Origin of the sequence: Gordonia sp. (in: high G+C Gram-positive bacteria) (assembly GCF_047600385.1) — a bacterium.
GTDB lineage: Bacteria > Actinomycetota > Actinomycetes > Mycobacteriales > Mycobacteriaceae > Gordonia.
In genome coordinates this window covers 839,109-861,584 of record NZ_JASGKZ010000001.1, presented here as the reverse complement: position 1 = coordinate 861,584, position 22,476 = coordinate 839,109, and the positions used below count along the sequence as shown (strand labels likewise).

The 22,476-nt window shown below is 70.2% G+C and carries 22 protein-coding genes and 2 pseudogenes; 16 read left to right on the top strand and 8 right to left on the bottom strand.

Translation table 11 applies throughout. From position 1 onward, the window contains the following. Positions 1 to 59 precede the first annotated feature (59 nt). Complete coding sequence (locus QM809_RS03925; RefSeq protein ID WP_415044513.1) at positions 60 to 638, top strand: ABZJ_00895 family protein; 579 nt, start codon at positions 60 to 62, stop codon at positions 636 to 638. Positions 639 to 709: 71 nt separating this feature from the next. Here the strand turns inward: QM809_RS03925 and QM809_RS03920 are convergent, their stop codons facing one another. Then, positions 710 to 1,231 (bottom strand): hypothetical protein, encoded by a 522-nt coding sequence (locus tag QM809_RS03920; RefSeq protein WP_415044512.1) that lies wholly within the window; start codon positions 1,229 to 1,231, stop codon positions 710 to 712. 192 nt (positions 1,232 to 1,423) lie between these two features. Between QM809_RS03920 and QM809_RS03915 the strand changes: the two genes are divergently transcribed. From QM809_RS03915 to QM809_RS03905, 3 genes are read left to right on the top strand one after another with little or no spacing between them, the layout of a single operon-like run. Continuing rightward, the gene (locus tag QM809_RS03915; RefSeq protein ID WP_415044511.1) at positions 1,424 to 2,362 is read left to right on the top strand and encodes a metal ABC transporter substrate-binding protein; all 939 of its coding nucleotides are present in this window, start codon (positions 1,424 to 1,426) and stop codon (positions 2,360 to 2,362) included. Continuing rightward, on the top strand, positions 2,359 to 3,138 hold the full coding sequence (locus QM809_RS03910) for a metal ABC transporter ATP-binding protein (RefSeq protein ID WP_415044510.1): 780 nt from the start codon (positions 2,359 to 2,361) through the stop codon (positions 3,136 to 3,138). The genes QM809_RS03915 and QM809_RS03910 overlap by 4 nt, the downstream gene beginning before the upstream one ends. Next, positions 3,135 to 4,001: a metal ABC transporter permease gene (locus tag QM809_RS03905; protein ID WP_415044509.1), complete on the top strand. Its 867-nt coding sequence runs from the start codon at positions 3,135 to 3,137 to the stop codon at positions 3,999 to 4,001. Before QM809_RS03910 ends, QM809_RS03905 begins: the two co-directional genes overlap by 4 nt. A 400-nt stretch (positions 4,002 to 4,401) precedes the next feature. Here QM809_RS03905 and QM809_RS03900 read toward each other — a convergent pair whose 3' ends face one another. From QM809_RS03900 to QM809_RS03890, 3 genes are all read right to left on the bottom strand, one after another. Continuing rightward, positions 4,402 to 4,893 (bottom strand): hypothetical protein, encoded by a 492-nt coding sequence (locus tag QM809_RS03900; protein ID WP_415044508.1) that lies wholly within the window; start codon positions 4,891 to 4,893, stop codon positions 4,402 to 4,404. 544 nt (positions 4,894 to 5,437) lie between these two features. Continuing rightward, positions 5,438 to 6,067, bottom strand: a complete 630-nt coding sequence (locus QM809_RS03895) for a superoxide dismutase (protein ID WP_415044507.1) — start codon at positions 6,065 to 6,067, stop codon at positions 5,438 to 5,440. 122 nt (positions 6,068 to 6,189) lie between these two features. Continuing rightward, complete coding sequence (locus tag QM809_RS03890) at positions 6,190 to 6,339, bottom strand: hypothetical protein (RefSeq protein ID WP_415044506.1); 150 nt, start codon at positions 6,337 to 6,339, stop codon at positions 6,190 to 6,192. Positions 6,340 to 6,466: 127 nt separating this feature from the next. Between QM809_RS03890 and msrA the strand changes: the two are divergent. The 7 genes and pseudogenes from msrA (at position 6,467) to QM809_RS03855 (ending at position 12,275) form a co-directional block, all read left to right on the top strand. Then, positions 6,467 to 7,187, top strand: a pseudogene (gene msrA, locus QM809_RS03885) (peptide-methionine (S)-S-oxide reductase MsrA). 10 nt (positions 7,188 to 7,197) lie between these two features. After that, positions 7,198 to 8,259 carry a winged helix DNA-binding domain-containing protein gene (locus tag QM809_RS03880; protein ID WP_415044505.1) on the top strand — a complete coding sequence of 354 codons (1,062 nt, stop codon included), beginning with the start codon at positions 7,198 to 7,200 and terminating at the stop codon, positions 8,257 to 8,259. A 410-nt stretch (positions 8,260 to 8,669) separates the two neighbouring features. Beyond that, positions 8,670 to 9,011 carry a rhodanese-like domain-containing protein gene (locus tag QM809_RS03875; protein WP_415044504.1) on the top strand — a complete coding sequence of 114 codons (342 nt, stop codon included), beginning with the start codon at positions 8,670 to 8,672 and terminating at the stop codon, positions 9,009 to 9,011. A gap of 19 nt (positions 9,012 to 9,030) precedes the next feature. After that, positions 9,031 to 9,900, top strand: a pseudogene (locus QM809_RS03870) (DUF4328 domain-containing protein); the annotation flags it as partial. A gap of 37 nt (positions 9,901 to 9,937) precedes the next feature. Then, on the top strand, positions 9,938 to 10,216 hold the full coding sequence (locus tag QM809_RS03865; protein ID WP_415047139.1) for a hypothetical protein: 279 nt from the start codon (positions 9,938 to 9,940) through the stop codon (positions 10,214 to 10,216). Then, on the top strand, positions 10,213 to 10,995 hold the full coding sequence (locus QM809_RS03860; RefSeq protein ID WP_415047006.1) for a glycerophosphodiester phosphodiesterase family protein: 783 nt from the start codon (positions 10,213 to 10,215) through the stop codon (positions 10,993 to 10,995). Before QM809_RS03865 ends, QM809_RS03860 begins: the two co-directional genes overlap by 4 nt. A gap of 311 nt (positions 10,996 to 11,306) precedes the next feature. Next, a complete protein-coding gene (locus QM809_RS03855; protein WP_415044503.1) occupies positions 11,307 to 12,275 on the top strand; it encodes a DUF5926 family protein in 969 nt (322 codons plus the stop codon). A 76-nt stretch (positions 12,276 to 12,351) separates the two neighbouring features. Here QM809_RS03855 and QM809_RS03850 read toward each other — a convergent pair whose 3' ends face one another. Continuing rightward, a complete protein-coding gene (locus QM809_RS03850) occupies positions 12,352 to 13,572 on the bottom strand; it encodes an LCP family protein (protein ID WP_415044502.1) in 1,221 nt (406 codons plus the stop codon). A gap of 829 nt (positions 13,573 to 14,401) precedes the next feature. On the opposite strand from QM809_RS03850, the gene QM809_RS03845 reads away from it, so the two are divergent. The 3 genes from QM809_RS03845 (at position 14,402) to QM809_RS03835 (ending at position 17,731) form a co-directional block, all read left to right on the top strand. Further along, positions 14,402 to 15,595, top strand: coding sequence for an RtcB family protein (locus QM809_RS03845; protein ID WP_415044501.1), 1,194 nt, complete (start codon positions 14,402 to 14,404; stop codon positions 15,593 to 15,595). Between the two features lie 112 nt (positions 15,596 to 15,707). After that, entirely contained in the window at positions 15,708 to 16,280 is a 573-nt protein-coding gene (locus QM809_RS03840; protein WP_415044500.1) for a hypothetical protein, read from the top strand. 8 nt (positions 16,281 to 16,288) lie between these two features. Further along, positions 16,289 to 17,731, top strand: coding sequence for a serine/threonine-protein kinase (locus QM809_RS03835; protein ID WP_415044499.1), 1,443 nt, complete (start codon positions 16,289 to 16,291; stop codon positions 17,729 to 17,731). A gap of 218 nt (positions 17,732 to 17,949) precedes the next feature. Here the strand turns inward: QM809_RS03835 and serS are convergent, their stop codons facing one another. Then, positions 17,950 to 19,206, bottom strand: a complete 1,257-nt coding sequence (serS, locus tag QM809_RS03830; RefSeq protein WP_415044498.1) for a serine--tRNA ligase — start codon at positions 19,204 to 19,206, stop codon at positions 17,950 to 17,952. A 56-nt stretch (positions 19,207 to 19,262) separates the two neighbouring features. Here serS and QM809_RS03825 point away from each other — a divergent pair, with 56 nt between their 5' ends. Both QM809_RS03825 and QM809_RS03820 read left to right on the top strand, forming a co-directional pair. Next, positions 19,263 to 20,381, top strand: a complete 1,119-nt coding sequence (locus QM809_RS03825; RefSeq protein WP_415044497.1) for a septum formation family protein — start codon at positions 19,263 to 19,265, stop codon at positions 20,379 to 20,381. Positions 20,382 to 20,391: 10 nt separating this feature from the next. After that, positions 20,392 to 20,742, top strand: a complete 351-nt coding sequence (locus QM809_RS03820) for a metallopeptidase family protein (protein WP_415044496.1) — start codon at positions 20,392 to 20,394, stop codon at positions 20,740 to 20,742. A 73-nt stretch (positions 20,743 to 20,815) separates the two neighbouring features. On the opposite strand, the gene QM809_RS03815 is transcribed toward QM809_RS03820, so the two are convergent. Both QM809_RS03815 and pheA read right to left on the bottom strand, forming a co-directional pair. After that, complete coding sequence (locus tag QM809_RS03815; protein ID WP_415044495.1) at positions 20,816 to 21,460, bottom strand: histidine phosphatase family protein; 645 nt, start codon at positions 21,458 to 21,460, stop codon at positions 20,816 to 20,818. Position 21,461: 1 nt separating this feature from the next. Then, on the bottom strand, positions 21,462 to 22,391 hold the full coding sequence (gene pheA / locus QM809_RS03810; protein WP_415044494.1) for a prephenate dehydratase: 930 nt from the start codon (positions 22,389 to 22,391) through the stop codon (positions 21,462 to 21,464). Positions 22,392 to 22,476: the final 85 nt, after the last annotated feature.

Below are 22,476 nucleotides of genomic sequence, written 5' to 3'. Positions count from 1 at the left end.
CAGAGACGATGAGGCCCCGGCGCCGTCTGGGCCCGGACCGTACGACGAAGGACTCCGCCGTGACCGATCGACCCGACGACTCCGCCCCGCTGCCGCCCGCACCGACGTCACCCGGACAGGGCGACGGCCTCCCGGAGGGCTGGGCGCCGATGCCGCCGATGCCGGAGCCGGAGCCCTCATTCGAACCGGAGAGCGGTCCGCTGTGGCGTTACCTGGGCGTCTTCACTGTGGCGAGCATCGGGTTCAGCGTCGTGTTCGCGCTGATCACCATGCTGTTCGGCGGGGCGAGCTCGTCCGTCGGCTTCCTGGTGCCGTTCTTCGCGGCCTCGGTGGCGATCGACAGCTTCGTCAAGCGGCGCCGCCGGGTGCCGGAGTCGGCCGAGAAGTGGTGGCTCATCTGGTGGTCGTACGGGGTCACCGTGGTCTTGAACCTGATCTCGTTGTCGGCGTTCTGGTTCTCGGAGGAGGCGGCCGCGATCGACGACGGCATGGGCACGGTGCTGCTGATCGTCGGCGCGTTCGCGGTGGTGTTCGCGTTCGCGGTGGTGTGGGCGGCGTACTCGTTCTGGCCCAAGCGGGCTCTGCGCAACCGGCTGCGGTACGAGGAGCGGCAGGCGGCCAAGCGCGGGCGCGGGTAGTCGGACGCGGTCGAGGCAGGCGGCCGCCCCCGAGCGAGCCGCCGCCTCATCCTCTCGTGTGCGCTGTCAGATCAACTCGGGCAGGTGACCGTGAACTTCCACACGGTGCGGTGCAGATCGGTGCGAACCCGGACTTCGATCAGATCCGAGGTTCCGTTGGGCACGTTCACCCGGAGTGAACCGTTCCCGGGTTCGCGCATGGGATGGTTGTTGTCGTTCTCTGTCTTCAGGCCGCGCCAGCCAGTGGAGTCGATCTCGCGTCCCCGGTACAGGACATCGAACTTGTCGGGAGCCTGGTACGCATCGAAGATGAGGGTGATGGTCCGGTTCGCGCCCCGGCCGATTCTGATCGGATAGTACGAGGGATTGCTCGAGTACTTGCCGTTCGCGGCTCCGCCCGGGCAGTTCTGGACCGGGGCACGCCGGTTGTTGAGCGGTGCCTCGCCGTTGCCGTGATCCTTCGGCTGGCCCTTCTTCGGCGGGTGATCGTACTTCGGGTTCTTGGTGCCGTCGGCGTGGGCGGCGGCGGGGGCGATCAGCATCGCGCCGGCCGCGGCGACGGTACCGAGAAGACGTGTGCGGGACGTGGTCATCGGAGACTCCTCCTGGGACGATTCGGGTTCCTCTGAACGACGTTAGGGAGGGCCCGGCCGGGTGTCTGTCCACGGAACGGATGATTGTCCGAGGCGGGTGTCACCGTTCCTGGGACGTGCGAACGGCCAGGTGAAGCACTGTTTCAGTGATCCTGATTGCAAAGTTCGGTAGACCGAACTATAGATGTAGCCATGCCCATGAAGAGTATGTCGAGCAGCCGTGCATCACGGTTTCCCCGTGCCGTCGCCATGGTCGGCGTCCTGCTGCTCGCGCTCACCGGGTGCGATATCGACTCCGACGACGACGGCCGCCCGGTGGTGCTCACCACTTTCACCGTGCTCGCCGACATCGCGCGGAACGTGGCGGGGGAGCGCCTCAGGGTGGAGTCGCTCACCAAGGTCGGCGCCGAGATCCACGGATACGAACCGACCCCCGCCGATCTGCGCCGCGCCGCGAAGGCCGAACTGATCGTGAACAACGGTCTCAACTTGGAGGCGTGGTTCGAGCAGTTCGTCGAGGACCTCGACGTCCCCCGGGTCACGCTCAGCGACGGCGTCGAACCGATCGACATCGCCTCCGACGCCTATGCGGGCAAACCCAATCCGCACGCGTGGATGAGCCCGCTCAACGTCGAGATCTACGTCGACAACCTGGTGGAGGCCTTCGGCGAGCTCGACCCGGCCGGTGCGGACGTCTTCCGGACCAACGGTGACGCCTACAAGAAGCAGCTCCGCGGTGTGCACGGTGAGCTCGTGGACGCGCTCCGGATGCTTCCGGAGAATCAGCGTGCGCTGGTGACCTGCGAGGGCGCGTTCTCGTATCTGGCGCGCGACACGGGCCTCACCGAGCGCTACATCTGGCCGGTCAACGCCGAACAGCAGGCCACACCGCAGCAGGTCTCCTCGACCATCGAGTTCGTCCGCGACGACGCGGTGCCCGCCGTCTTCTGCGAGTCCACCGTCTCCGACAAGGCGATGCAGCAGGTGGCGGAGTCGTCCGGGGCGCGCTTCGGCGGCATCCTCTACGTCGACTCCCTCTCCGAGAAGGACGGTCCCGTGCCCACCTACCTCGATCTGATCCGGCACGACGCCCGGACCATCGCCGACGGCCTGACCGGGAACGCGTCGTGACCGGCCGGACGGCGACCGTCGACGTCGACGACGTGACCGTCACCTACGACGGCACCCCCGCCCTGACTCACGCCACGCTGCGCCTGGAACCCGGTCGCGTGTGCGCGCTGGTCGGGATGAACGGCTGCGGCAAATCGACCCTGTTCAAGACGGTGATGGGGCTGGTGACGCCCGATTCCGGGCGGGTCTCGGTGCTCGGGCGGACCCCGGCCGCGGCACGTCGGTCCGGTGCGATGAGCTATGTGCCGCAGTCCGAGGCGATCGACTGGGCGTTCCCGATCTCGGTCCGCGAGGTGGTGATGACCGGGCGTTACGGGCTGATGGGGCCGCTCCGGCGGGCTCGTCGTGCCGACCATGTCGCGGTCGCCGAGGCACTCGAACGGGTGGAGCTCACCGAGTACGCCGACCGGCAGATCGGCAACCTCTCCGGCGGTCAGCGCAAACGCGCCTTCGTCGCGCGCGGACTGGCCCAGGGCGCGTCGGTCCTGCTGCTCGACGAGCCCTTCGCCGGCGTCGACAAGCGCACCGAGGCCACCATCACCGAGGTGCTGCGTGAACGCGCCGCCGCGGGGGCGACGGTGCTGGTCTCCACGCACGACCTGCAGGCGCTCGACCGCCTCGCCGACGAGACGGTGCTGCTGATGCGGCGGGTGCTGGCCCAGGGGCCGCCGGCCGAGGTGATCACCGCCGAGAACCTGATCCGGGCGTTCGGCGTGGACCCGCTGGGCGAGGATTCCGCGGCGGACGGCGCCGTCGTACCGGGGGCACGACGATGATCGACCTCCTCCTGGACCCGTTCAACTTCGGTTTCATGACCCGCGCGTTGGGGGCGACGCTCATCGCCTCCGCGGTGTGCGCGTTGCTCTCGTGCTGGCTGGTGCTGATCGGCTGGTCGCTGATGGGCGACGCGGTCTCGCACGCGGTGCTGCCCGGCGTCGTGCTGGCGTACCTGCTGGACTGGCCCTTCGCCGTCGGCGCGGTGGTCTTCGGGCTGCTGGCGGTGGCGTTGATCTGGGCGGTGCGCGACGGCGGCCGGGTGAAGGAGGACGCCGCGATCGGCATCGTCTTCACCACGTTGTTCTCGCTCGGCCTGGTGCTGATCTCGGTGACGCCGAGCCAGACGGACCTGAATCACATCGTCTTCGGGAATCTGCTCGGGGTGTCGCGGGGCGACCTGGTCCAGATCGCCGTGCTGGGCGCGGTGGTGGCCGTCGTCGTCCTGCTCAAGCGGCGCGATCTGACCCTGTTCGCCTTCGACCCCACGCACGCCGCGGCGATCGGCCTCAATCCCCGGTTCCTCGGCGCGCTGCTGCTCACGCTCCTGGCCTTCACCGCGGTGACCGCCTTGCAGGTGGTGGGCGTGGTGCTGGTGGTGGCGATGCTGATCATCCCGGGTGCGACGGCCTACCTGCTGACCGACCGGTTCGGCGTGATGCTGATGATCGCGCCGCTCTTCTCCGCGGTGTGCGGGGTGGTCGGGCTGTACATCTCGTACTACTGGGACACCTCGCCCGGCGGGATGATCGTGCTGGTCCAGGGCACCGGATTCGGGCTGGTGTACCTGTTCGCGCCGAGGCGCGGGATCGTCGTGCTGTGGCTCCGGCGTCGTGCGGCGAGTCGTCGTCGTGCGGCGGTGTGATCTCGACTCCGCTCGATCATCGAGGGGAGAGGTCGATCATCGAGGGGCGAGATCGATCTATGAGGGAGAGGTCGCTCGACGAGGCGGCCCCTCCGTTCCCTGGACTCGTGTCACCCGTTCCCTGAGCTCGGCCACCCCGTTCCACGAACTCGTGTCACTCGCTCTCTGGGTTCGGTCACCGTGCTCTCCGGACGTGTCACCCGTTCCCTGAGCCGCGTGCGAGCGCAGCGAGCCCGCGAGTCGAAGGGGTTCGGTCCTCGGCGCCTCTTCCCGGGTCGAGTGCCTCTTCTCCGGTCGAGAGCCTTCGCTCCAACTGAGCGTCTTCTCGCTGGTCGAGCGGAGTCGAGACCACGACGGCGGCCACCCCGGAGAGGGGGGCAGCCGCCGTCGATGATGCGTGTCAGGCGCCGCATTGGGCGCTGTACGCGTTCTTGCAGTAGGAGTAACCGCCTTCACCCGGGCGAAGGCGTAGTTTGAGCACCCGAACCGTGCCTGCCCGGCGCCAGGCCGGTGCCTGGCCGAGCCAGGCCGGGTAGTTGCGGCCTGCGCGCAGGGTTCCGGAGCTGCCGTCGCCGTAGATGTTGGTCCGGCGGGTCAGGGAGATGTCGACGCGTTTGCCGACGGTCCGCCAGCGGCCGACCCACTCCTCGCTGTTGGCGGCGCCGCTGTTGAACGCCATCCGCGCAGTGCCGTTGCGGTTGATCGTCACACTGCCGCCGTGTCGACTCCACTTGCCGTAGAACGCGGGGCTCGGCGCCTTCGGCGCCGCACCCGCCGATCCGACGACACCGGGTCCGGCGACGGCGGGCGCCGCGACGAGTACGGCGATCGCCGCGGTGAGCGCGGCGGCCCAGCGGCGCCACGCACGTGAAGACTTCTTGACGGAAGGCATCGATCGACCTCGGCTCTGAACAGGGGAAACGTTCTGTTCAGGCTAAGCATGAAATCGCGGGGGGCCTATCGTTCGAACGATTGAATATCCGTGGACCGTGCAGCTTGGGCCGGGTGATCTCGACTCCGCTCGATCATCGAGGGGAGAGGTTGATCTATGAGGGGAGAGGTCGATCGTCGAAGGGAGAGGTCGTTCGACGAGGCGGCTCCGCTGTTCCCTGGACTCGTGTCACCCCGTTCCTTGAGCTCGGCCACCCCGTTCCATGAACTCGTGTCACTCGCTCTCTGGGTTCGGTCACCGTGCTCTCCGGACGTGTCACCCGCTCCCTGCGCCGCGTGCGAGCGCAGCGAGCCCGCGAGTCGAAGGGGTTCGGTGATCGTTCTCCGATCCTCCGGCTCGGGGATCGAACGGGTCGAGCGTTCTCTCGCTGGTCGAGCGGAGTCGAGACCTCTCTTCCGAGAGGCGTCGCCGAGAGCTTCCCCCGGAACGACGGCGGCCACCCCCGGGAAAGGGGTGGCCGCCGTCGTGAACGAACGATTCGGCGTCAGGCCGGAACGATCAGGCCGTTGCCCTGGGTGGTCGCGCGGGCGTAGCGCTCGGCGGCGTCCTCCCAGTTCACGACGTTCCACCAGGCCTTGACGTACTCCGGCTTCACGTTCTGGTAGTCGAGGTAGAAGGCGTGCTCCCACATGTCCAGCATGACGACCGGGATCAGGCCCACCGAGGTGTTGCCGCTCTGGTCGGTCAGCTGCTCGATCACCAGGCGGCCGCCGATGGTGTCGTAGCCCAGGATGGCCCAGCCGCTGCCCTGCAGGGTGGTGGCGGCAGCGGTGAAGTGAGCCTTGAACTGCTCGAAGCCGCCGAAGTCGGTGCCGATGGCCTCGGCCAGATCGCCGGTGGGCTCGCCGCCGCCGTTCGGGGAGAGGTTCTTCCAGAAGATCGAGTGGTTGGTGTGGCCACCCAGGTGGAAGCCCAGGTTCGCCGACAGACCGTAGACCTTGCCCGCGATGTCGCCGGCCTCGCGGGCCTCGGCGAGCTTCTCCAGCGCGGTGTTGGCGCCGGCGACGTAGGTCGCGTGGTGCTTGCTGTGGTGGAGCTCCATGATCTTGCCGGAGATGTGCGGCTCCAGGGCCCCGTAGTCGTAATCGAGTTCGGGCAGGGTGTAGACGGCCACGTCGTCGTCCTCTCTGATGCAAGGGATTGAGTTGTTCGTACTAGGTCCAATTTCTACACTCCCGCACGGGTCGGTGCCGCGCAAGGGTTGTGCGCAGGCATGTCGACCGTGGCGGGGAGCGGTCAGAGCACGAAGAGCAGCACGATCGCGACGAGCAGCACCACGATGCTGAGCGCGATGCCGATGCATCGGCCGCGCACGTTGTAGACCGGCCACGCCTCGGTCCGGCGGGTCACACCGGCGGCACGCGTCGCGCTGGAACGTGTTGTCATGGTGGCGTCCCCTACCCTCACCCCGGCCGCGTGACGCGGACCACATCATCTTTCCGTGGTCAGCATAACGGTTGCCCGGAGCGTCGAGCCCGCCCGGGGAGTCGGAGGGGCGTCGTACATTGGGTTCATGAGCTTCTTCGATCGGTTCCTGGCCGCCTCCGACGTGAAGCGGGTGATGGTCGATCCCGCACACGCCCTTCCCGGTCGCACCGAATCGATGTCGCCGCCCGAACGGCACGAGGTGCTCGGCGGGCCCCTGCGCGGCACGCTCGACGCCGACGGCGGTGACGCGCACGGCGGGATCGGGGAGTGGCCGGCCGGTCTGCGCGCGATGGTTCTGGGCGGCGGCTGCTTCTGGGGCGTGGAGGAGATCCTCTGGGCGCTGCCCGGAGTGGTGACGACGGCGGTCGGGTACGCGGGCGGCTACACCCCCAACCCCACCTACGAGGAGGTGTGCTCGGCGAAGACCGGGCACGCCGAGGTGGTGCTCGTCGTCTTCGATCCGAGGGAACTGACCGCCGAAGACCTGCTCGCGGCCTTCTTCACCGCGCACGACCCGACGCAGGAGAATGCGGCAGGGCAACGACATCGGGACCCAGTACCGGTCGGCCGTCTTCACGTTCGACGCCGCCGACGCCGAACTCGCGACGACGATGGCTCAGCGGTTCGCCCCGGTCCTCGCCGAGGCCGGATACGGGCCGGTGACCACCGAGATCAGTGAGCTGAGCGATGCCGGTGACGGCCGCTTCTACTACGCCGAGCCCTACCACCAGCAGTATCTGCACAAGAACCCGAACGGGTACCGCTGCCACGTCTCGACCGGGCTGACCTTCCCGACCGGCGGCTGACCGGCGCGCCATGAGGATCACGGCGGCGCAGTGGAACCGGACCCTGCTGCACCGGCAACACCTGTTGGAGCGGGCCGACGAGGACGCCATCGAGGTGATCGACCGCTGCGTCGGTCTGCGGTCGGAGGATCCCCAGGCCGCGTTCTTCGCGCTGTGGTCGCGTATCGACGGCTTCGATCCGGCGGAGCTCGACGACCTGATCACCCGCCGCGAGGTGGTACGGACGGTCCTGCTGCGCGGGACCGTCCACCTGATGGATGCGCTCGACGCCCGCTGGATACGCAGCGCGGTGCAACCGGCTCTCGATTCCGTGCTCGCCGATCAGCTGTGTGGGCTCGGCGATGTCGACGTGCTCCTCGCCCGGGTACGGCGGATGTTCGACGACGATGCGGGCTCCCCGGTGACCGACGCGCGGATCCGGGAGGAACTGACGGCCGCCTCTCCCGAGGTGCCCGCCGAGGTGTCGGCCGCCGTGGTGCGGGCGCGCCTGCCGCTGGTGCAGGTCCCGCCGCGTGGACTGTGGCGGCGTGAGGGAGAGCCGACGTATCGCCTGCTCGATCAGTGGATCGGGGCGGGCGATCCGGCGGTGACCGGTGTCGAGGCCCGCAAGGATCTGATCCGCATGTATCTGCGCGGATACGGTCCGGCCTCGGCCGCGGCGGTCTCTGCCTGGTGCGGCCTGCCCGGGACGGGGTCGCTGCTGGCGGAGATGGAGTCGGACTGGGAGCTGGCTCGGCTCACCGGGCCCGACGGGCAGGAACTGTACGACCTGGAAGGACTGCGTCTCGCCGCCGGCGACGAGCCCGCACCGGTGCGGCTGCTGGCCCCGCAGGACGTGATGCTCGTCGCCGATGCGGACGGGAACCGGGTGGCCGATCCGGACGTGTACGCCGCGACGGGTGCCGGGAACGGCCGGTCGCCGGGATTCGTCCTGGTCGACGGCAGACTCGCGGGCACCTGGAGGCTCACCGGGGGTGCGGTGGAGCTCACCGAACTGACCTCGCTGTCTCCGGCGGACCGGGTGGCCGTCGCCGCGGAGGCCGCGGAACTGGCGGAGTTCGCCTCGCGGTAGGCCGCAGACTTGTCCACAGGCTGTCTCTGTGGACGGGCTGTCCACATGTTGTCCACAATTGGGGATGGGGAAAGCTCCGATGCCCTCGCAGCAAAACCCAAGGTCGCGAAAATGTGTCAACAACCCTAAAAGTGGATAAAACATGCGATCTGAATCGCATGGATCGGCTGTGACCTCGAAAGTAATCCACAAATCCACAACTTTATCCACAGGCGGCGGTGATAATTCAGAGGCTGTGGGAAAGTCTCCTGTGGATAACTGTGAACAGAGTGATTCCTGGTGCTTCTCGTGTGGCTGAAGCGTGGAATCCGAGATTTTCTCGATAGGGTGTGGTAGAGGCGTTCGGGTGCGCTGATCGGTGTCCCGATGTCCCCGGAGTCGGGAGCTTCGAGCGGGGGGTCTGTGGAACTATGGAGCACGTGAGTATGGACATCGAGCAGGTCGACGTCGCCGAACTTCCGGACGACTTCACCGATGTCACCGACCGCGTGCTGCTGGACGTTCGAGAGGGCTACGAGTGGGAGCAGGCGCACGTGCGCGGTGCCGTGCACATTCCGCTGGACGACGTGCCGGAGCGTTTCGACGAGATCGACCTGGACCGTGAGCTCCTGGTGATCTGCCGCACCAGCGGGCGGTCGTTCCGGTTGCTGCAGTATCTGGCGATGCGCGGCATCGACGGCACCTGCGTCAGCGGAGGCATGGTGGCCTGGGAAGCCGCGGGCAAGCCCGTCGACACCGGTCCGGGGCAGTGAGTTGATCCTCGACGTCTGCATGGCGTGCCGGATCCAGGCCGAGCACAAGCCCGGTCGGGTGCAGTGCCCCCGATGCGGCACCCGACTGACCCTGATCGATCACTCGTCGGGACAGCCGGTGCACCCGGCTCCGCCCGGACCCGTCGGGACGGGCTCCTACGGGCGGGCACCGCAGGCGCCTCGGACGACTCCGCCGCCCCCCTCAATGCCGCCTGCTCCGGTGCGGCAGGCCGCGGCGGTGGGCTCTGCGGTCTCTCCCCGGCGAGATCAGTACGGGCCGGGACCGGATCGACGGGATGTCTCTCCCCCGGCTCGGGCTCGATCCCCGTATCGGCAGGCGCCCGTCCGGTCCGGACCCGCGGAGTCCGCGCGGACGACTCCCGTCGAACGGCCGGCCGCCTCGGCCCGGCTGCGGTGGGTGGCGCATCGCCCCCCGGACACCCTTCCGCCGAGTCCTGCGCCGACATCGCGCGGACGACGACCCGGCGTTCCGCGCTACCTCCAGATCCCGCGCTGGGGTCTGTTCGACGTCGTACCCGAGCAGGATCCGGAGGAGACCTCGGCCACGGCCCCGTACGCCGGGCTGCAGCGCCGACTCGGTCTTCTCTGGCCGGTGCTCACCGCGGCGGCGGTCGCACAGGCGTTCCGTTATCTGGTCCTGGTGGTGAATCGCAGCCACCCGATCCCGGCGTGGCTGGATCTGCTGAGCCTGGTGCTGGTGCTGGTGTGCGGTGTCGTCGCGGTGCTGGGAACGGTCGCGGCGACGATCGCGTTCGCCGACTGGGTGGTGCGGGTGCGGCGGCTGGAGTATCAGAGCGCCGGTCTGACCGATCCGCGGAGGCCCTGGGAAGTGGTGGTGCGTGCGATGGTCCCGTTCGTCAACGTCGTGACGGCGCCGCATTCTGCTGTACGAGGGGGCGCACGCGGTGGGCGGCGGTCAGGAGCGCACGGCGCGGCGCACCATCGATCGCGTCGCCCTGGCCTGGGCGCTGGTGAGTCTGGTGGGGCTGATCGCGATGATCTACCGCATCGCGGCCTTCGGCTCCGACTCGATCCAGGCCGGTGCCGATGCGATGATCTGGGCGTTGCTCGCCTTCGTGGTGTCCGCGCTGTTCTGCCGCTGGCTGAGTCCGCGACTGCCGCGCACGGTGGCCGTCGGGCTCGACGACACCGCGCATCTCCGGCGATGGGTGGTGGCCGCATGACGATCGGCGTCTCCCGGTCCGGCAAGCCTGCCGTCGTCGCACATCGCGGATCGTCGGCGGACCACCCCGAACACACGCTCGCCGCGTACGAGGCCGCACTGCGCGAAGGCGCCGACGGCCTGGAATGCGACGTCCGGCTGACCGCGGACCACCAACTGGTGTGCATCCACGACCGCACCATCGAACGGACCTCGGACGGGACCGGGGTGGTCAGCGAGATGTCGCTGGCGCAGCTGCGCGAACACGACTTCGGTTCGTGGCACAGCGGTCGGCCCGCGTCGGTGCTGACGCTGCCCGAACTGCTGGAGTTGACGCTCGACTGGCGCCGCCCGGTGCGGCTCTTCATCGAGACCAAGCATCCCGTGCGCTACGGCAGTCTGGTGGAGCAGAAGCTGCTCGAGACGCTGCGCGAGTTCCGGGTGGCGTCGCCGCCGTCCGCCGACCACAGTCGGGCCGTGGTGATCTCGTTCTCCGCCTCGGGCGTGTGGCGGATCCGGCGCAGCGCGCCGCTGCTACCGACGATCCTGCTCGGCGAGACGATCCGTGGGATCAGCGCCGGGGCCGCCACCGCGGTCGGGGCCACCGGCATCGGACCGTCGGTGCAGACCCTGCGCGCGCACCCCGACCTGGTCGACCGCGCCGCCGCGGGAGGTCGTGTCACCTACTGCTGGACCGTCGACGACCGCGACGACGTGCAACTCTGCGCTGACCTGGGTGTCCGGTGGATCGCCACCAATCGTCCGGCGAAGGTGCGCGACTGGCTGGTCACCGTCGACTGACACCCGTCGTCGATGGGGCTCTCTTGTCGGGGATCCCTCTTGGCCCGCGTGTCGCGGCTCCTCTTCCGTGTCGCTCGCCATCGACGGGACGCGACACGGAAGAGGAGCCGCGACACGCCGGGCGGTGGGCGACGCCGGGACGCGACACCCCGGGCGGCGACACCTCGGGCCGCGACACCCCGGGCGTCGTGCGACGACGGTGCGGCGCACGACATCGGGCGGTGACGGCAGACGACGGGGCGGCGCGCGTTCCCGGCACGAATCCGGGGCGCCGCGCATGCCCGGCGGCCGCCGGATGAGAGAGTGAACGCATGGCGAAGAAGAGCAAGCGCGGGACGCCGCGGCCCGGAAGCAATCGTGCGGAGAAGGTGGCGGCCCGCAAGGCGCGTCAGACGGCGGTGCCGACCGGCCCCGTCCGACCGTTCGCCGATCTCCCGGCGGCCGAATGCGATCTGGTGGCGCTGCGCGCGTTCATCGCCTCGGCCACCGCGCAGGTCACCTTCGCCGACGGCGTCGACGCCGCCAACGAGGCGGATTTCGCGACCATCCTGCCCGGCGCGGTACCCGGTCTGGTGCGGTCGCGCGAGGCGGCGAAGTGGGGCGAGCGAGGCGCCGCCGAGGCGGGCCCCGACGGCATGGTGACCCAGGGTCTGGTGGCGCTGCAGACCGACCCGGAGCCCGCCGACCTGGCCGGTTCGCTCGCATCGGCGCTGGCCTGGGCGGCGAACGCCGCACCGGGCAGCGAGTACCGCGGCGGCGTCGCGGATGCGCCCGCGCTCGACCGGATCGTCGACCCGTCCGCGCCGCTCGAGGTGGTGGTCTACAACGACTTCGGCTGGTGGTTCGGCGACGACGTCGACGTCGACCCGCAGGTCGCCGCCATGCTCGAACGCGCCGACGACACCATCATGCCGACGGCGCGCCTGGCGCCGCCGAGCGGTACCGGTGCTCCCTGGTGGGTCGACGCCGGCGACCGCGCGCACCTGCGCTGGGTCCGGCCCGAGGACGAGGAGGCCCTGATGAAGGCGATGGCCAGGCTGCACGCCGCGGGTCGCCTCACGATGGGCGAGGGCTCGCGTTTCGCGGGCTCGTTCCGCACCCACGGCCTGCTGGTCCCGGTGTTCGACCTCGACAACGAACTCCACCACGAGGAGTGGTACGACGGCCTCGACGCGCTCGACGCGGCCTTCGCCGAGGCGCTCGCCGACGATTCGGAGCTCACCGCCGCCGAACGGAGTTCCCGCGCGGGCATCATCGGCCGCCAGGTCACTCTGCGCTGATCGCCCGGCCCGCCCGCCGGGCGGGCCGTCGTCGTGCATCTCGGCGGAGACGACGAGCGGCGGCTTCCTCACGCGGTCAGGAGACCGCGCCTCCGTCGTCGTTCAGCAGTTCGTCCGGGAGCGGTTCACCCCGCCGGAGGTAGTCGAAGAAGTCGGTGGTGGACTGGTCGGTGGCCAGCGACGAACCGTCGTCGGTCGTCACCGGTCCGCCGGTGGGGACGGTGGTGGTGACCGTGTCGCCGCGGAGGCTCAGACCGAGCCAGGCGAGGTGCCAGAGGTGGTCGTTCTCACCGACCGTCAGCGCCCCGGTCGCGCCGTTGAGCAGCGGGAACAGGCGGAACGGATTCAGCAGGACGGACGGGCTCAGGGCACGGCTCATCAGCGCGGTCATGAACTTGCGCTGGTTCACCACGCGCTCGAGGTCGGCGTTCGGGAACGCGCGGGTGCGGACCAGCCCGAGCGCCTGCGCGCCGTCCAGCTGCTGGCAGCCGGCTTTGAGCCGGAGACCGGCCTTCGGGTCGCGCAGCGGGCGGTCGAGACACATCTCGACGCCGCCGACCGCGTCGACCAGCGCGTCGAAGCCGCCGAAGCCGATCTCCGCGTAGTGGTCGATCCGCAGGCCGCTCAGCTGTTCCACGGTCTGGGCGAGGAGCGCGGGACCGCCGTCGTTGTACGCCGCGTTGATCTTGTGCTGCCCCATGCCGGGGATCGACACGTACAGGTCGCGTGGGACGCTGATCAGCATCGCCTTCCCGCTCGGCGGCAGGTGGGCCAGCATGATGGTGTCGGTGCGGGTGCCGTCGGTGTCGCCGGTGGCGAGCCGGTCCTTCTGGTCCTGACTCAGATCCGCGCGGGAGTCGGTGCCGACGATCAGCCACGTGGTGCCCGGAGTGCCCGCGGGCCGACCCGAATACGCCTTGAGCGCGTCGACGCGGTGGAGTTGGGCGTCGTAGTAGAACAGCATGCCGATCGGCATGACCACCAGCACCAGCAGCGCCACCAGGAACCAGTGCAACGGGCGCAGGCGCGGCAGCTTCTTCGCGATGGCGCGGCCTTTGCCACGGGCGGAGCTCGCGGCGGCTTTCGCGGACCGGCCCGACGGTCGGTTTCGCGGCGGTCGGCCGGAGGTACGACGATCCGCGGCCGGCCCGGGTCTCCGGGTCGCCCGGTCGGCCGCGGCACGACGCTGATCGGCGGGAACCTTCTCCGGGTCCTGGCGCGGGGCGTACCGGCGGGGGGCAGGCCGGTCGGCGACGGCGACTCCGGCCGCCCCTGCCTGCGCCCGTCCCCGAGGCACGGATTCCTCGGCCGGGTTCCGGGGAGTCGTGAGGCGCGGATCGGTGTCCGAGGACCGCGGGTCGGGTCCGGACGGACGAAGGTTGCTCCCCGAAGGACGAGGGTTGCCCCCCGAAGGCCGGGGGAACGCGCCGGACGGCCGCGGATCGCCGCCGGCGGGGCGGGGAAACGCCCCCGAAGGACGAGGGTCGGCCGCCGGAGGCCGGGGGAAGGCGCCCGAGGGAATGCGGGTACGCGCCGGAGGGGCGCGGCTGGGTCCCCGAGAACCGCTCGCGGGGCGGCCGCGGGACACGACGGGGGTCGGGATCCTCCGACCATGCGCGCGCCGGAGCGTCCTGCGGCGGGGCGGGAGCGTACGTCGTGCGCGGGTCGACGTCGACGGGCGGCTCCGGCCGCGGCGGGGCGGGGCGGGACGCTCCGGGGTACGGCGATCCGGGAGGCGGTGATCCCGGCTGCGGGGGTGCGGGACGCCTCGGGGCGGGACGGCCGTACGGGGATCCGGCCTGCGGGGCGGGTCGACGAGGCGGTCGACCCGGATCGGGACCGAAGCGGTTCGGGTCGACGGGCGGGCGGGGCGGCACGTTCCAGGCCTCCGCCGGGCGGCCGGGACCGCCGGGAGCGCGCCGAGGCGGCTCGGGAGGTTGCGTCATTCCCGCCAGAATACCGGCGTGCGGGCGAATAGACCCTGGACAGGGGTCGCCGTCACACGGCTTCGTCGTCCACGCCGCGGAAAAATGCGTGGCACACCGGAGAAGCCGTGCCGTAGCGTTCCGCGGACCATCACTCATGCGCCCCGCACCACGGGGCGCCGAAACCAAGGACGAAAAATCATGTCTCCCGCGTTCCCGGTGCCGCTCAGCGGTCAGCCGAACGTCAAGCTGTGGGCCCACGAGCACGAGATCGAGCAGGCGGCCCTGAACCAGCTGCGCAACATCGCGCGACTGGATCCCGTGCGCCGCGTGGCCGTCATGCCCGACGTCCACCTGGGCAAGGGCGCGACGGTCGGCTCGGTGATCGCGATGGAGGACGCCGTCTCCCCGGCCGCGGTCGGCGTCGACATCGGCTGCGGTGTGGCCGGCGTCAAGACCACGCTGCGCGCCGCCGACCTGCCCGACGACCTGTCCGGTCTCCGGTCGGCGATCGAGGCGGCCGTCCCGGTCGGCTTCAAGGTGCACAAGAACGAGGTCGACACCCGCCGGTTCGGCGGCGCGATCGAGAGTCAGTCCCACCGGCTCTGGGCGGGCGCCGAGGGGCTGCGCGCCGACGTGACCCGCGCGATGAGCCGGGCCCCGAAGGCGATCGGCACGCTCGGCGGCGGCAACCACTTCATTGAGGTGTGCCTCGACGCCGACGACGCCGTCTGGCTCACACTGCACTCCGGGTCCCGGAACATCGGCAAGGAGCTCGCCGAGCGGCACATCGCCACCGCGAAGGGCCTGCCGCACAACCGGGACCTGCCCGACCGCGACCTGGCCTACTTCCTGGCCGGCAGCGAGGAGATGGACGCCTACCTGTACGACCTGCGCTGGGCGCAGGACTACGCGGCGCACTCCCGCGCGGTGATGATGGCGCTGGTCCGCGGCGTCGTCGCCGAGCGGTTCCCCCGGGTGGGTTTCACCGACGAGATCAACGTCCACCACAACTACGTGGGCAGCGAGACCGTCGACGGGAACGAGTACGTGGTGACCCGCAAGGGGGCGATCCGCGCCGGTTCCGGCGACCTCGCGCTGATCCCGGGTTCCATGGGCACCGGTTCGTACGTGGTGCGGGGCCTGGGCGACCCGGAGTCCCTGTACTCCGCGTCGCACGGCGCCGGTCGTCGGATGAGCCGGACCGCGGCCAAGCGGACCTTCACCGTCGACGATCTGCGTGCGCAGACCGACGGCGTCGAGTGCCGGAAGGACGCGGGCGTGGTCGACGAGATCCCGGGCGCCTACAAGGATCTGAACCGGGTGATCGAGGCGCAGTCATCGTTGGTCGAGGTGGTGACGCACCTGCGCACCATCCTGTGCGTCAAGGGCTGACTCCGTAGACGGCGTCCCAGGTCGAGCAGTGTGACGACACGGCTCGACCTGGGCCGGAAGCTGAAATGAGCGTCCTATCAGGCTGTCTGATTAGTCTGAAAGGGTGAAAGGAATGCCGCGATTCGACCCGGTGACCCCGGGCGAGTGGTCGGCTCGCACCGCCCCGTCGTCCCCGCACGAGGGCGGCGGGGTCCACCGGCTCATGACGCTCGTCGCGCTCGGCATCGCCGTCACGGCGACGGTCGTCGCCGTGCTCCTGTTCGTGACCGGTGGTTCCGGCGAACCCCCGGAGGAGGCGCTCACCGCCCCCGACCCGGCGCTGAAGGCCCGGGCCACGGTGATCGCCTGCGTGCCCCTGACCGCCGGGGCCGACTCGGCCGACGACGATCGTCGCGCCGCCGCGGTCCTCACCGGCGCCGCCGAGACGCAGTACCGGGAGGCCGCTTCGGGGGTCCGCCGGACGCTGGGTGCCCGTCCGGGATCGCGGGTCGCCTGCCGGGTCGACGACATCGGGGTGGTCCGCCACCGGGGCGGCGAGGCGAAGGTGCTCGCCTTCGTCACCACCACGGCCACCACCCTGGAGTCGGCCAGACCGTTCGACGTCGAGTACACGCTGGTCCGGGAAGCGGGAGACTGGCTGATCAGCGACATCGCGGTGCTCACGGCCGTCGAGAACCCCCGGTAGGCCGCGCGGTGATCGCACTCGACCCCGGCGACCGGTTCGCCGGTTACACGATCGAACGGCAGCTCGGCGCCGGCAGCATGAGTGAGGTCTACCTGGCCGAGCATCCGCGGCTGCCGCGCCGTGATGCGCTGAAGGTCCTGGCCTCACTGCTCTCCGTCGACGACGGATTCCGCCGGCGCTTCAGCCGGGAGGCCGATGCCGTCGCCGCCCTGGAACACCCGAACATCGTCGCCATCCACGACCGCGGCGAGACCGACGGGCGCCTGTGGATCGCACTCGCCTACGTCGACGGCGAGGACCTCTCCCGGCACCTGGCCGTCCCGTTGCCGCCCGCCGAGGTCGCCGACGTCGTCGAGCAGATCGCCGGCGCCCTCGACGAAGCCGCCCGGCACGGGCTGATCCATCGGGACGTGAAGCCCGCCAACATCATCCGCGGCGTGCACGGCCAGGCCATGCTCACCGATTTCGGCATCGCCCACTCGATCGACGAGGCCGGTGAGCTCACCGGCACCGGCATCACGATGGGTTCGGTCGCCTACGCCTCACCCGAGCAGCTGCAGGCCATGCCGATCGACGCCCGAGCGGACCAGTACTCGCTCGCGTGCACCGCGTTCGCACTGCTGACCGGCGCTCCGCCGTATCCGCGGAAGTCGTCGGGTGCGGTGATCATCGCCCACGCCCACGCCCGCGACCCGATCCCGTCGGTCGTCGAACACAGTCGCACGGCGCTCCCGGCCGCCGTCGATGCGGTCTTCGCCCGGGCCATGGCGAAGAAACCCGCCGACCGCTATCCGGACAGTCGTGCCTTCGCCGCCGACCTCGCGACCGCGCTCACCGCGGACCCCGCCGCGCCGCCGCCCCGGCCCGAACCGCGGCAGGTCGATTCGGCGCAGATCCCGACCGTCCCGACTCCGGTGACCCGGCACTCGGTGCGCCGCTCCTCGTCGTCGAACGGACTCCGCTGGCAGATCGCGGCGCGGATCGCCGTGGGCGCCGCACTGGTCTCGGTGCTGCTCGCCGGGATCGCCGCCGTGGGCGTGCTCGACGACGGAGACCGCGATTCCGGGGGCTCCGCGCCGGTCGTCTCCGCGGAGGCCGCCGAGGTGCTGGAGCGTGCTCGGCAGATCGTCTGCGCACCGTTCGTCTACAACCATCAGACCGTGGACACCGACCTGGCCCGCACCGAACTGCTCCTGACCGGGGAGGCGAAGGAACGGTTCACCGAGTACGCGAAGACCAACGTCAGGATCATCACCGAGAGCAGATCCGACTCGTCGTGCTCGGTCGCCTCGCTCGGTCTGTCGAGCCTGGCCGGCGACACCGCCGTGGTCCTCCCGGTGATGAAACTTCTGGTCACCGGGCAGTCCCGGGACCGGCGCACCGCCTCCATGACGATGACGCTCCAGAAGGTGGGCGATCAGTGGCTGATCAGCAGGATCGACAGCCGCTGATCCCCTCGACGGGTCGAGCGGCTCGAGATCTCTTTCCGGTCGAGCGTTCTCTTCGCTGGTCGAGTGCCCTTTTTCGCTGATCGAGCGAAGTCGAGATCTCGACTCCGCTCGATCAGCGAAGGGGGTGGTTTCGACTGCGCTCAACCAGCGAAGAGGCGTTCAACCGGCGAAGAGGCGCTCGACCGGCGAAGGGTGTTCAACCAACGAGGGGCGCTCGGTCAGCGGGGTTCGAGGACCTTGAAGCCGGTGAACGTCGCCAACTCGTCCGGGAGCACCACCGAGCCGTCGGGCTGCTGGTGGTTCTCCAGGATCGCGACCAGCCAGCGGGTGGTGGCGAGGGTGCCGTTGAGCGTCGCCGCCGTCTGGGCCTTGCCGTTCTCGTCGCGGTAGCGGGTCGCCAGGCGGCGGGCCTGGAACGTCGTGCAGTTCGACGTCGAGGTGAGCTCGCGGTAGGTGTTCTGCGTCGGAACCCAGGCCTCGCAGTCGAACTTGCGCGACGCCGAGCTGCCGAGGTCGCCCGCGGCCACGTCGATCACGCGGTAGGGGACGTCGATCGCGGCGAGCATGGACTTCTCGAAGTCCAGGAGACGCCGATGCTCGGCCTCGGCGTCCTCCGGCTTGCAGTAGACGAAGCCTTCGACCTTGTCGAACTGGTGGACGCGGATGATGCCGCGGGTGTCCTTGCCGTACGAGCCCGCCTCGCGTCGGAAACAGGTGGACCAGCCGGCGTAGCGCTTGGGGCCGTCGGACAGGTCCAGGATCTCGTCGGCGTGATAGCCGGCGAGCGGGACCTCCGAGGTGCCGACGAGGTACGCGTCGTCCTGCTCCAGGTGGTACACCTCGTCGGCGTGCGCGCCGAGGAACCCGGTGCCGCCCATCACCTCGGGGCGGACCAGCACCGGCGGGATCATCATGGTGAACCCGGCGGCGGTGGCCTTGGCGGCGGCCATGTTCAGCAGACCCAGCTGCAGCATCGCGCCGGGACCGGTGAGGAAGTAGAAACGCGACCCGGCCACCTTGGCGCCGCGACCCATGTCGATCAGACCGAGGTTCTCGCCCAACTCCAGGTGATCCTTGGGGTCGGCGATCTCGCGCGGGCTGCCCACGTGCTCGAGCACCACGTAGTCGTCCTCGCCGCCCGGCGGAGTCTGCTCGGCGACGACGTTCGAGATCGCGCGATGCAGCTCCCCGAAGGTCCGCTCGGCGTCGTTCTGCTTCGCGACCGCGCCCTTGACCAGTTCGGACAGCTCCTTGCCGCGGGCCAGCAGCGCGGCCTTCTCGTCGCCGGACGCCTTGCCGACCTGCTTGCCCAGGCCTTTCTGCTCGGCGCGCAGCGCATCGGCCTCGACGATCGCGGATCGTCGGGTCGCATCGGCCTCCAGCAGCCGGTCGACGAGGGCCGGGTCCTCCCCGCGTGCACGCTGGCTGTCCCGGACCAGATCGGGGTTCTCCCGCACAATCTTCAGGTCAATCACGACTCAAACCCTACTCGGAGTACACCCGGTGGGGTCACCAGGCATGATGGACCACGATGAGTGCTTCCGATGTTGATTCCCCGGACCCCGCAGAGGATCCCGCGGACGCCGCCCCGGCCCCGCGGGTCGGCGCCGTACGGCTGGTCTCCGTGCTGGTCGCGGTGCTCGTCGGCGCGGTGGTCGCGGGCGCGGTGATCGCGGCCCGCGGCGGGTACTCCGAGACCGGTGGACTGGACGAGACGGTGATCGGCGAGGGGTCGTCGTACGCCGAGACCGACTTCACCCGCTCACGGTCCGGCGACTGCCTGAACTGGAACGACGACGACCCGGGCGCCCCCGTCAAGGTGCCCTGCACCGCACCGCACCGGTTCGAGGTGGCGGGCACCGTCGACACCGCGCAGTTCCCGGGCTCCGAGTTCGGCGCCGCCGCGCCGATCCCGACGGCGGAGCGTTTCGCCGAGATCCGGGACGAGCAGTGTTCGGTGATCGTCGACCGCTACCTCGGCGGCGGCCTCGATCCGCAGGGCCGACTGTCCGTGGGTCTGATGTACCCGTCCAAGACCCAGTGGGAGCGCGGCGCCCGCGTGCTGCGCTGCGGCATCGAGCAGCCCGGCCCCAAGGGCGTGCACCAGGAGTTCGCGGGACGCGCCGTCGACAGCGACCAGTCGTTCGCCTGGCCGGACGGGACCTGCATCGGGTACGCGGAAGAGACCCGCAAGCCCACCACCGAGCCGGTGAACTGCGCCGAACCGCACGCGTTCCAGACCACCGGCACCGTCGACCTGTCGCAGCGTTTCGGTGCGCGCGACTCGAATCGTCCGTGGCCGGCCGCCGAGGAGCAGAACCGGTACCTGCGCACGCTGTGCCCCAACCAGACCAACCGTTTCTTCGGGGGACCCCAGAAGTTCCGGTCCACCACGCTGAACGTGCAGTGGTCGGTGATCTCCGAGGTCAGCTGGAACGCCGGGAGTCGTCGCGTGGTCTGCTACGTCGCCCTGCCCGATCGCGGCGGTTTCGCCAAACTCGTCGGGGACGCCCGTCAGCAGGTGCTGATCAACGGCAAGATCCCGGTGCCGCCCGCCCAGGGCCCGCCCGGCCGCGCGTTGCCGACGCCGGTGCCGGTGGCTCCGGGCTATTCGCCGAACGATCAGGAAGCGCCGGCGCCCGCCGGTTGAGGAGCCCCGCATGGCCGTGAAGATGTCCGACGAGGACTTCGAGATCCTCGTCGGCGAAGCCCTCGATCTGCTGCCCGAGGAACTCATGAACGCGATGGACAACGTCGTGATCATGATCGAGCCGGTCAATCCGGAGGACCGGAACCTGCTGGGGCTGTACCAGGGGGTGGCGCTCACCGAACGCACCCACGACTACGCCGGTTTCCTGCCCGACACCATCGAGATCTACCGGGACGTCATCCTGGCGATCTGCGACACCGCCGAGGAGGTGCGCCGGCAGGTGGCGATCACCGTGCTGCACGAGATCGGACACCATTTCGGGATCGACGACCACTGGCTGGAGGAGCACGGCTGGGGCTGAGCCCCGTGCCGGGGTGATCCTCGCAGGACGTCGAAGGGGCTCCGCGCCCCAGACGTCGGAGATCCTGCGGATCTCAGCCGAGGGGTTCGGCGTCCGGGGCGACGAATTCGGTGATCGTGCCCCAACGCACCAGGTTCCACCCGTCGTCGGTGAGCTCGAGCTCCACCGAGTCGGTGTTCCGCAGGTGATGACGCAGGGCGAATTCGCCGTCGACTCCGGCCAGGTGTGCCGCGATCAGGCGGATCGCGGCCCCGTGCGAGACCAGGTACACGTCGCGCGGCTGTTCGCCCCGCAGGTGATCGGTCGCGAGCCGGTCGACCACCGGCACGAACCGCCGGTGCACCATCTCCAGCGACTCCCCGCCGGGCATGGCGACGTCGAGGTCGCCGCGATGCCAGGCGTGCACGACGTCGCGGAACCTCTCGTGGGCCTCGCGGTCGCTGCGCCCCTCCAGGTCGCCGACCTGGATCTCGTGGACGTCGTCGATCGCGGCGGTGTCGATGTCCCACGCCGAGCCGATCAACTCCGCGGTCTGCCGGGCCCGGGCGGCCTGCGAACTGAGCAGCACCGCGGGCGCCCGCAGCGGATTGTGGAGACCGAAGCGGATCCCCTGGCGCGCCCCGAAGTCGGTCAGCTGCGCGCCGGGTAACGCGGTGTCGAGCTGCTGCAGGACGTTCGCGGTGGTCTCGCCGTGCCGGACCAGGTGCAGCCGCGCCATGTCAGACCTCGCCCTTCCGCAGCGCGGCGAACCATTCGACGCTCGCCGAATGGTCGGTCGGCGCGGCCCCGCCGACGCGGTCCACCGGCCACGAACCGAGGAACACCACGCGCTCGGCGCCCCGGTACAGCGCGCGCAGCACCTCGCCGACGGCGGCGTCGTCCAGGTGGCCCGCGGCGTCGAGGAAGAAGCGGTACTGGCCGGGGGCTCCCGGCCCGCGCGGCCGCGACTCGATGCGCGTCAGATCGACGCCGCGGGAGGCGAACTCGGTCATCGCCGTCACCAGGCTGCCGGGCTCGTTCGGCAGGTCGAGGATCACCGAGGTGCGGTCGGCGCCGGTCCTGAGGGTGGGCACGCCGGGCCGACCCAGCAGGAGGAAACGGGTGACGGCGTCGTCGGCGTCGGCGACGTTCTCAGCCAGCGGCACCAGTCCGTACAGCTCGGCGGCGATCGCGGTGGTCACCGCCGCGTCCGCGCGGCCCTCCGCGACGTCCTGCGCCGCGCCCGCGTTCGACGACGCGAGCACGAACTCGGCGTTCGGGAAGAGCTCGGCGACGCTGCGGCGCACCTGCGCGGAGGCGACGGGGTAGGCGGCGACGGTGCGGACCCGGTCGGCGGGCAGCGGTTCGCGGGCCGCGAGGGTGAAGGCGATGTCGAGCGAGACCTCCGCGTAGGCCTGGACCCGGCGGTCGTCGCCGCGCGGCACCAGCGCATCCATGGTGGCCGGCACGGAGCCTTCGAGTGAACTCTCGATCGGCACGCACGCGTAATCGGCGGCGCCGCTGCGCACCATGGCGATCGCGGCGGCGGGAGAGTCGGCGGGCCGGGTCTCCGCCTCGCCGTCGAACGTCGGGAAATCGCGGCTGAGCAGGCGATGCAGCGCCATCTCGGTGAACGTTCCGGCGGGTCCGAAGTAAGCGAAGACGGGCACGTTTCCAGAGTAGTCGGTCACTGATTCGGAGCGGAGTGTTGACGAGACACCAAGGACACCCTAAGTTAGGGAACCATAACTAAGG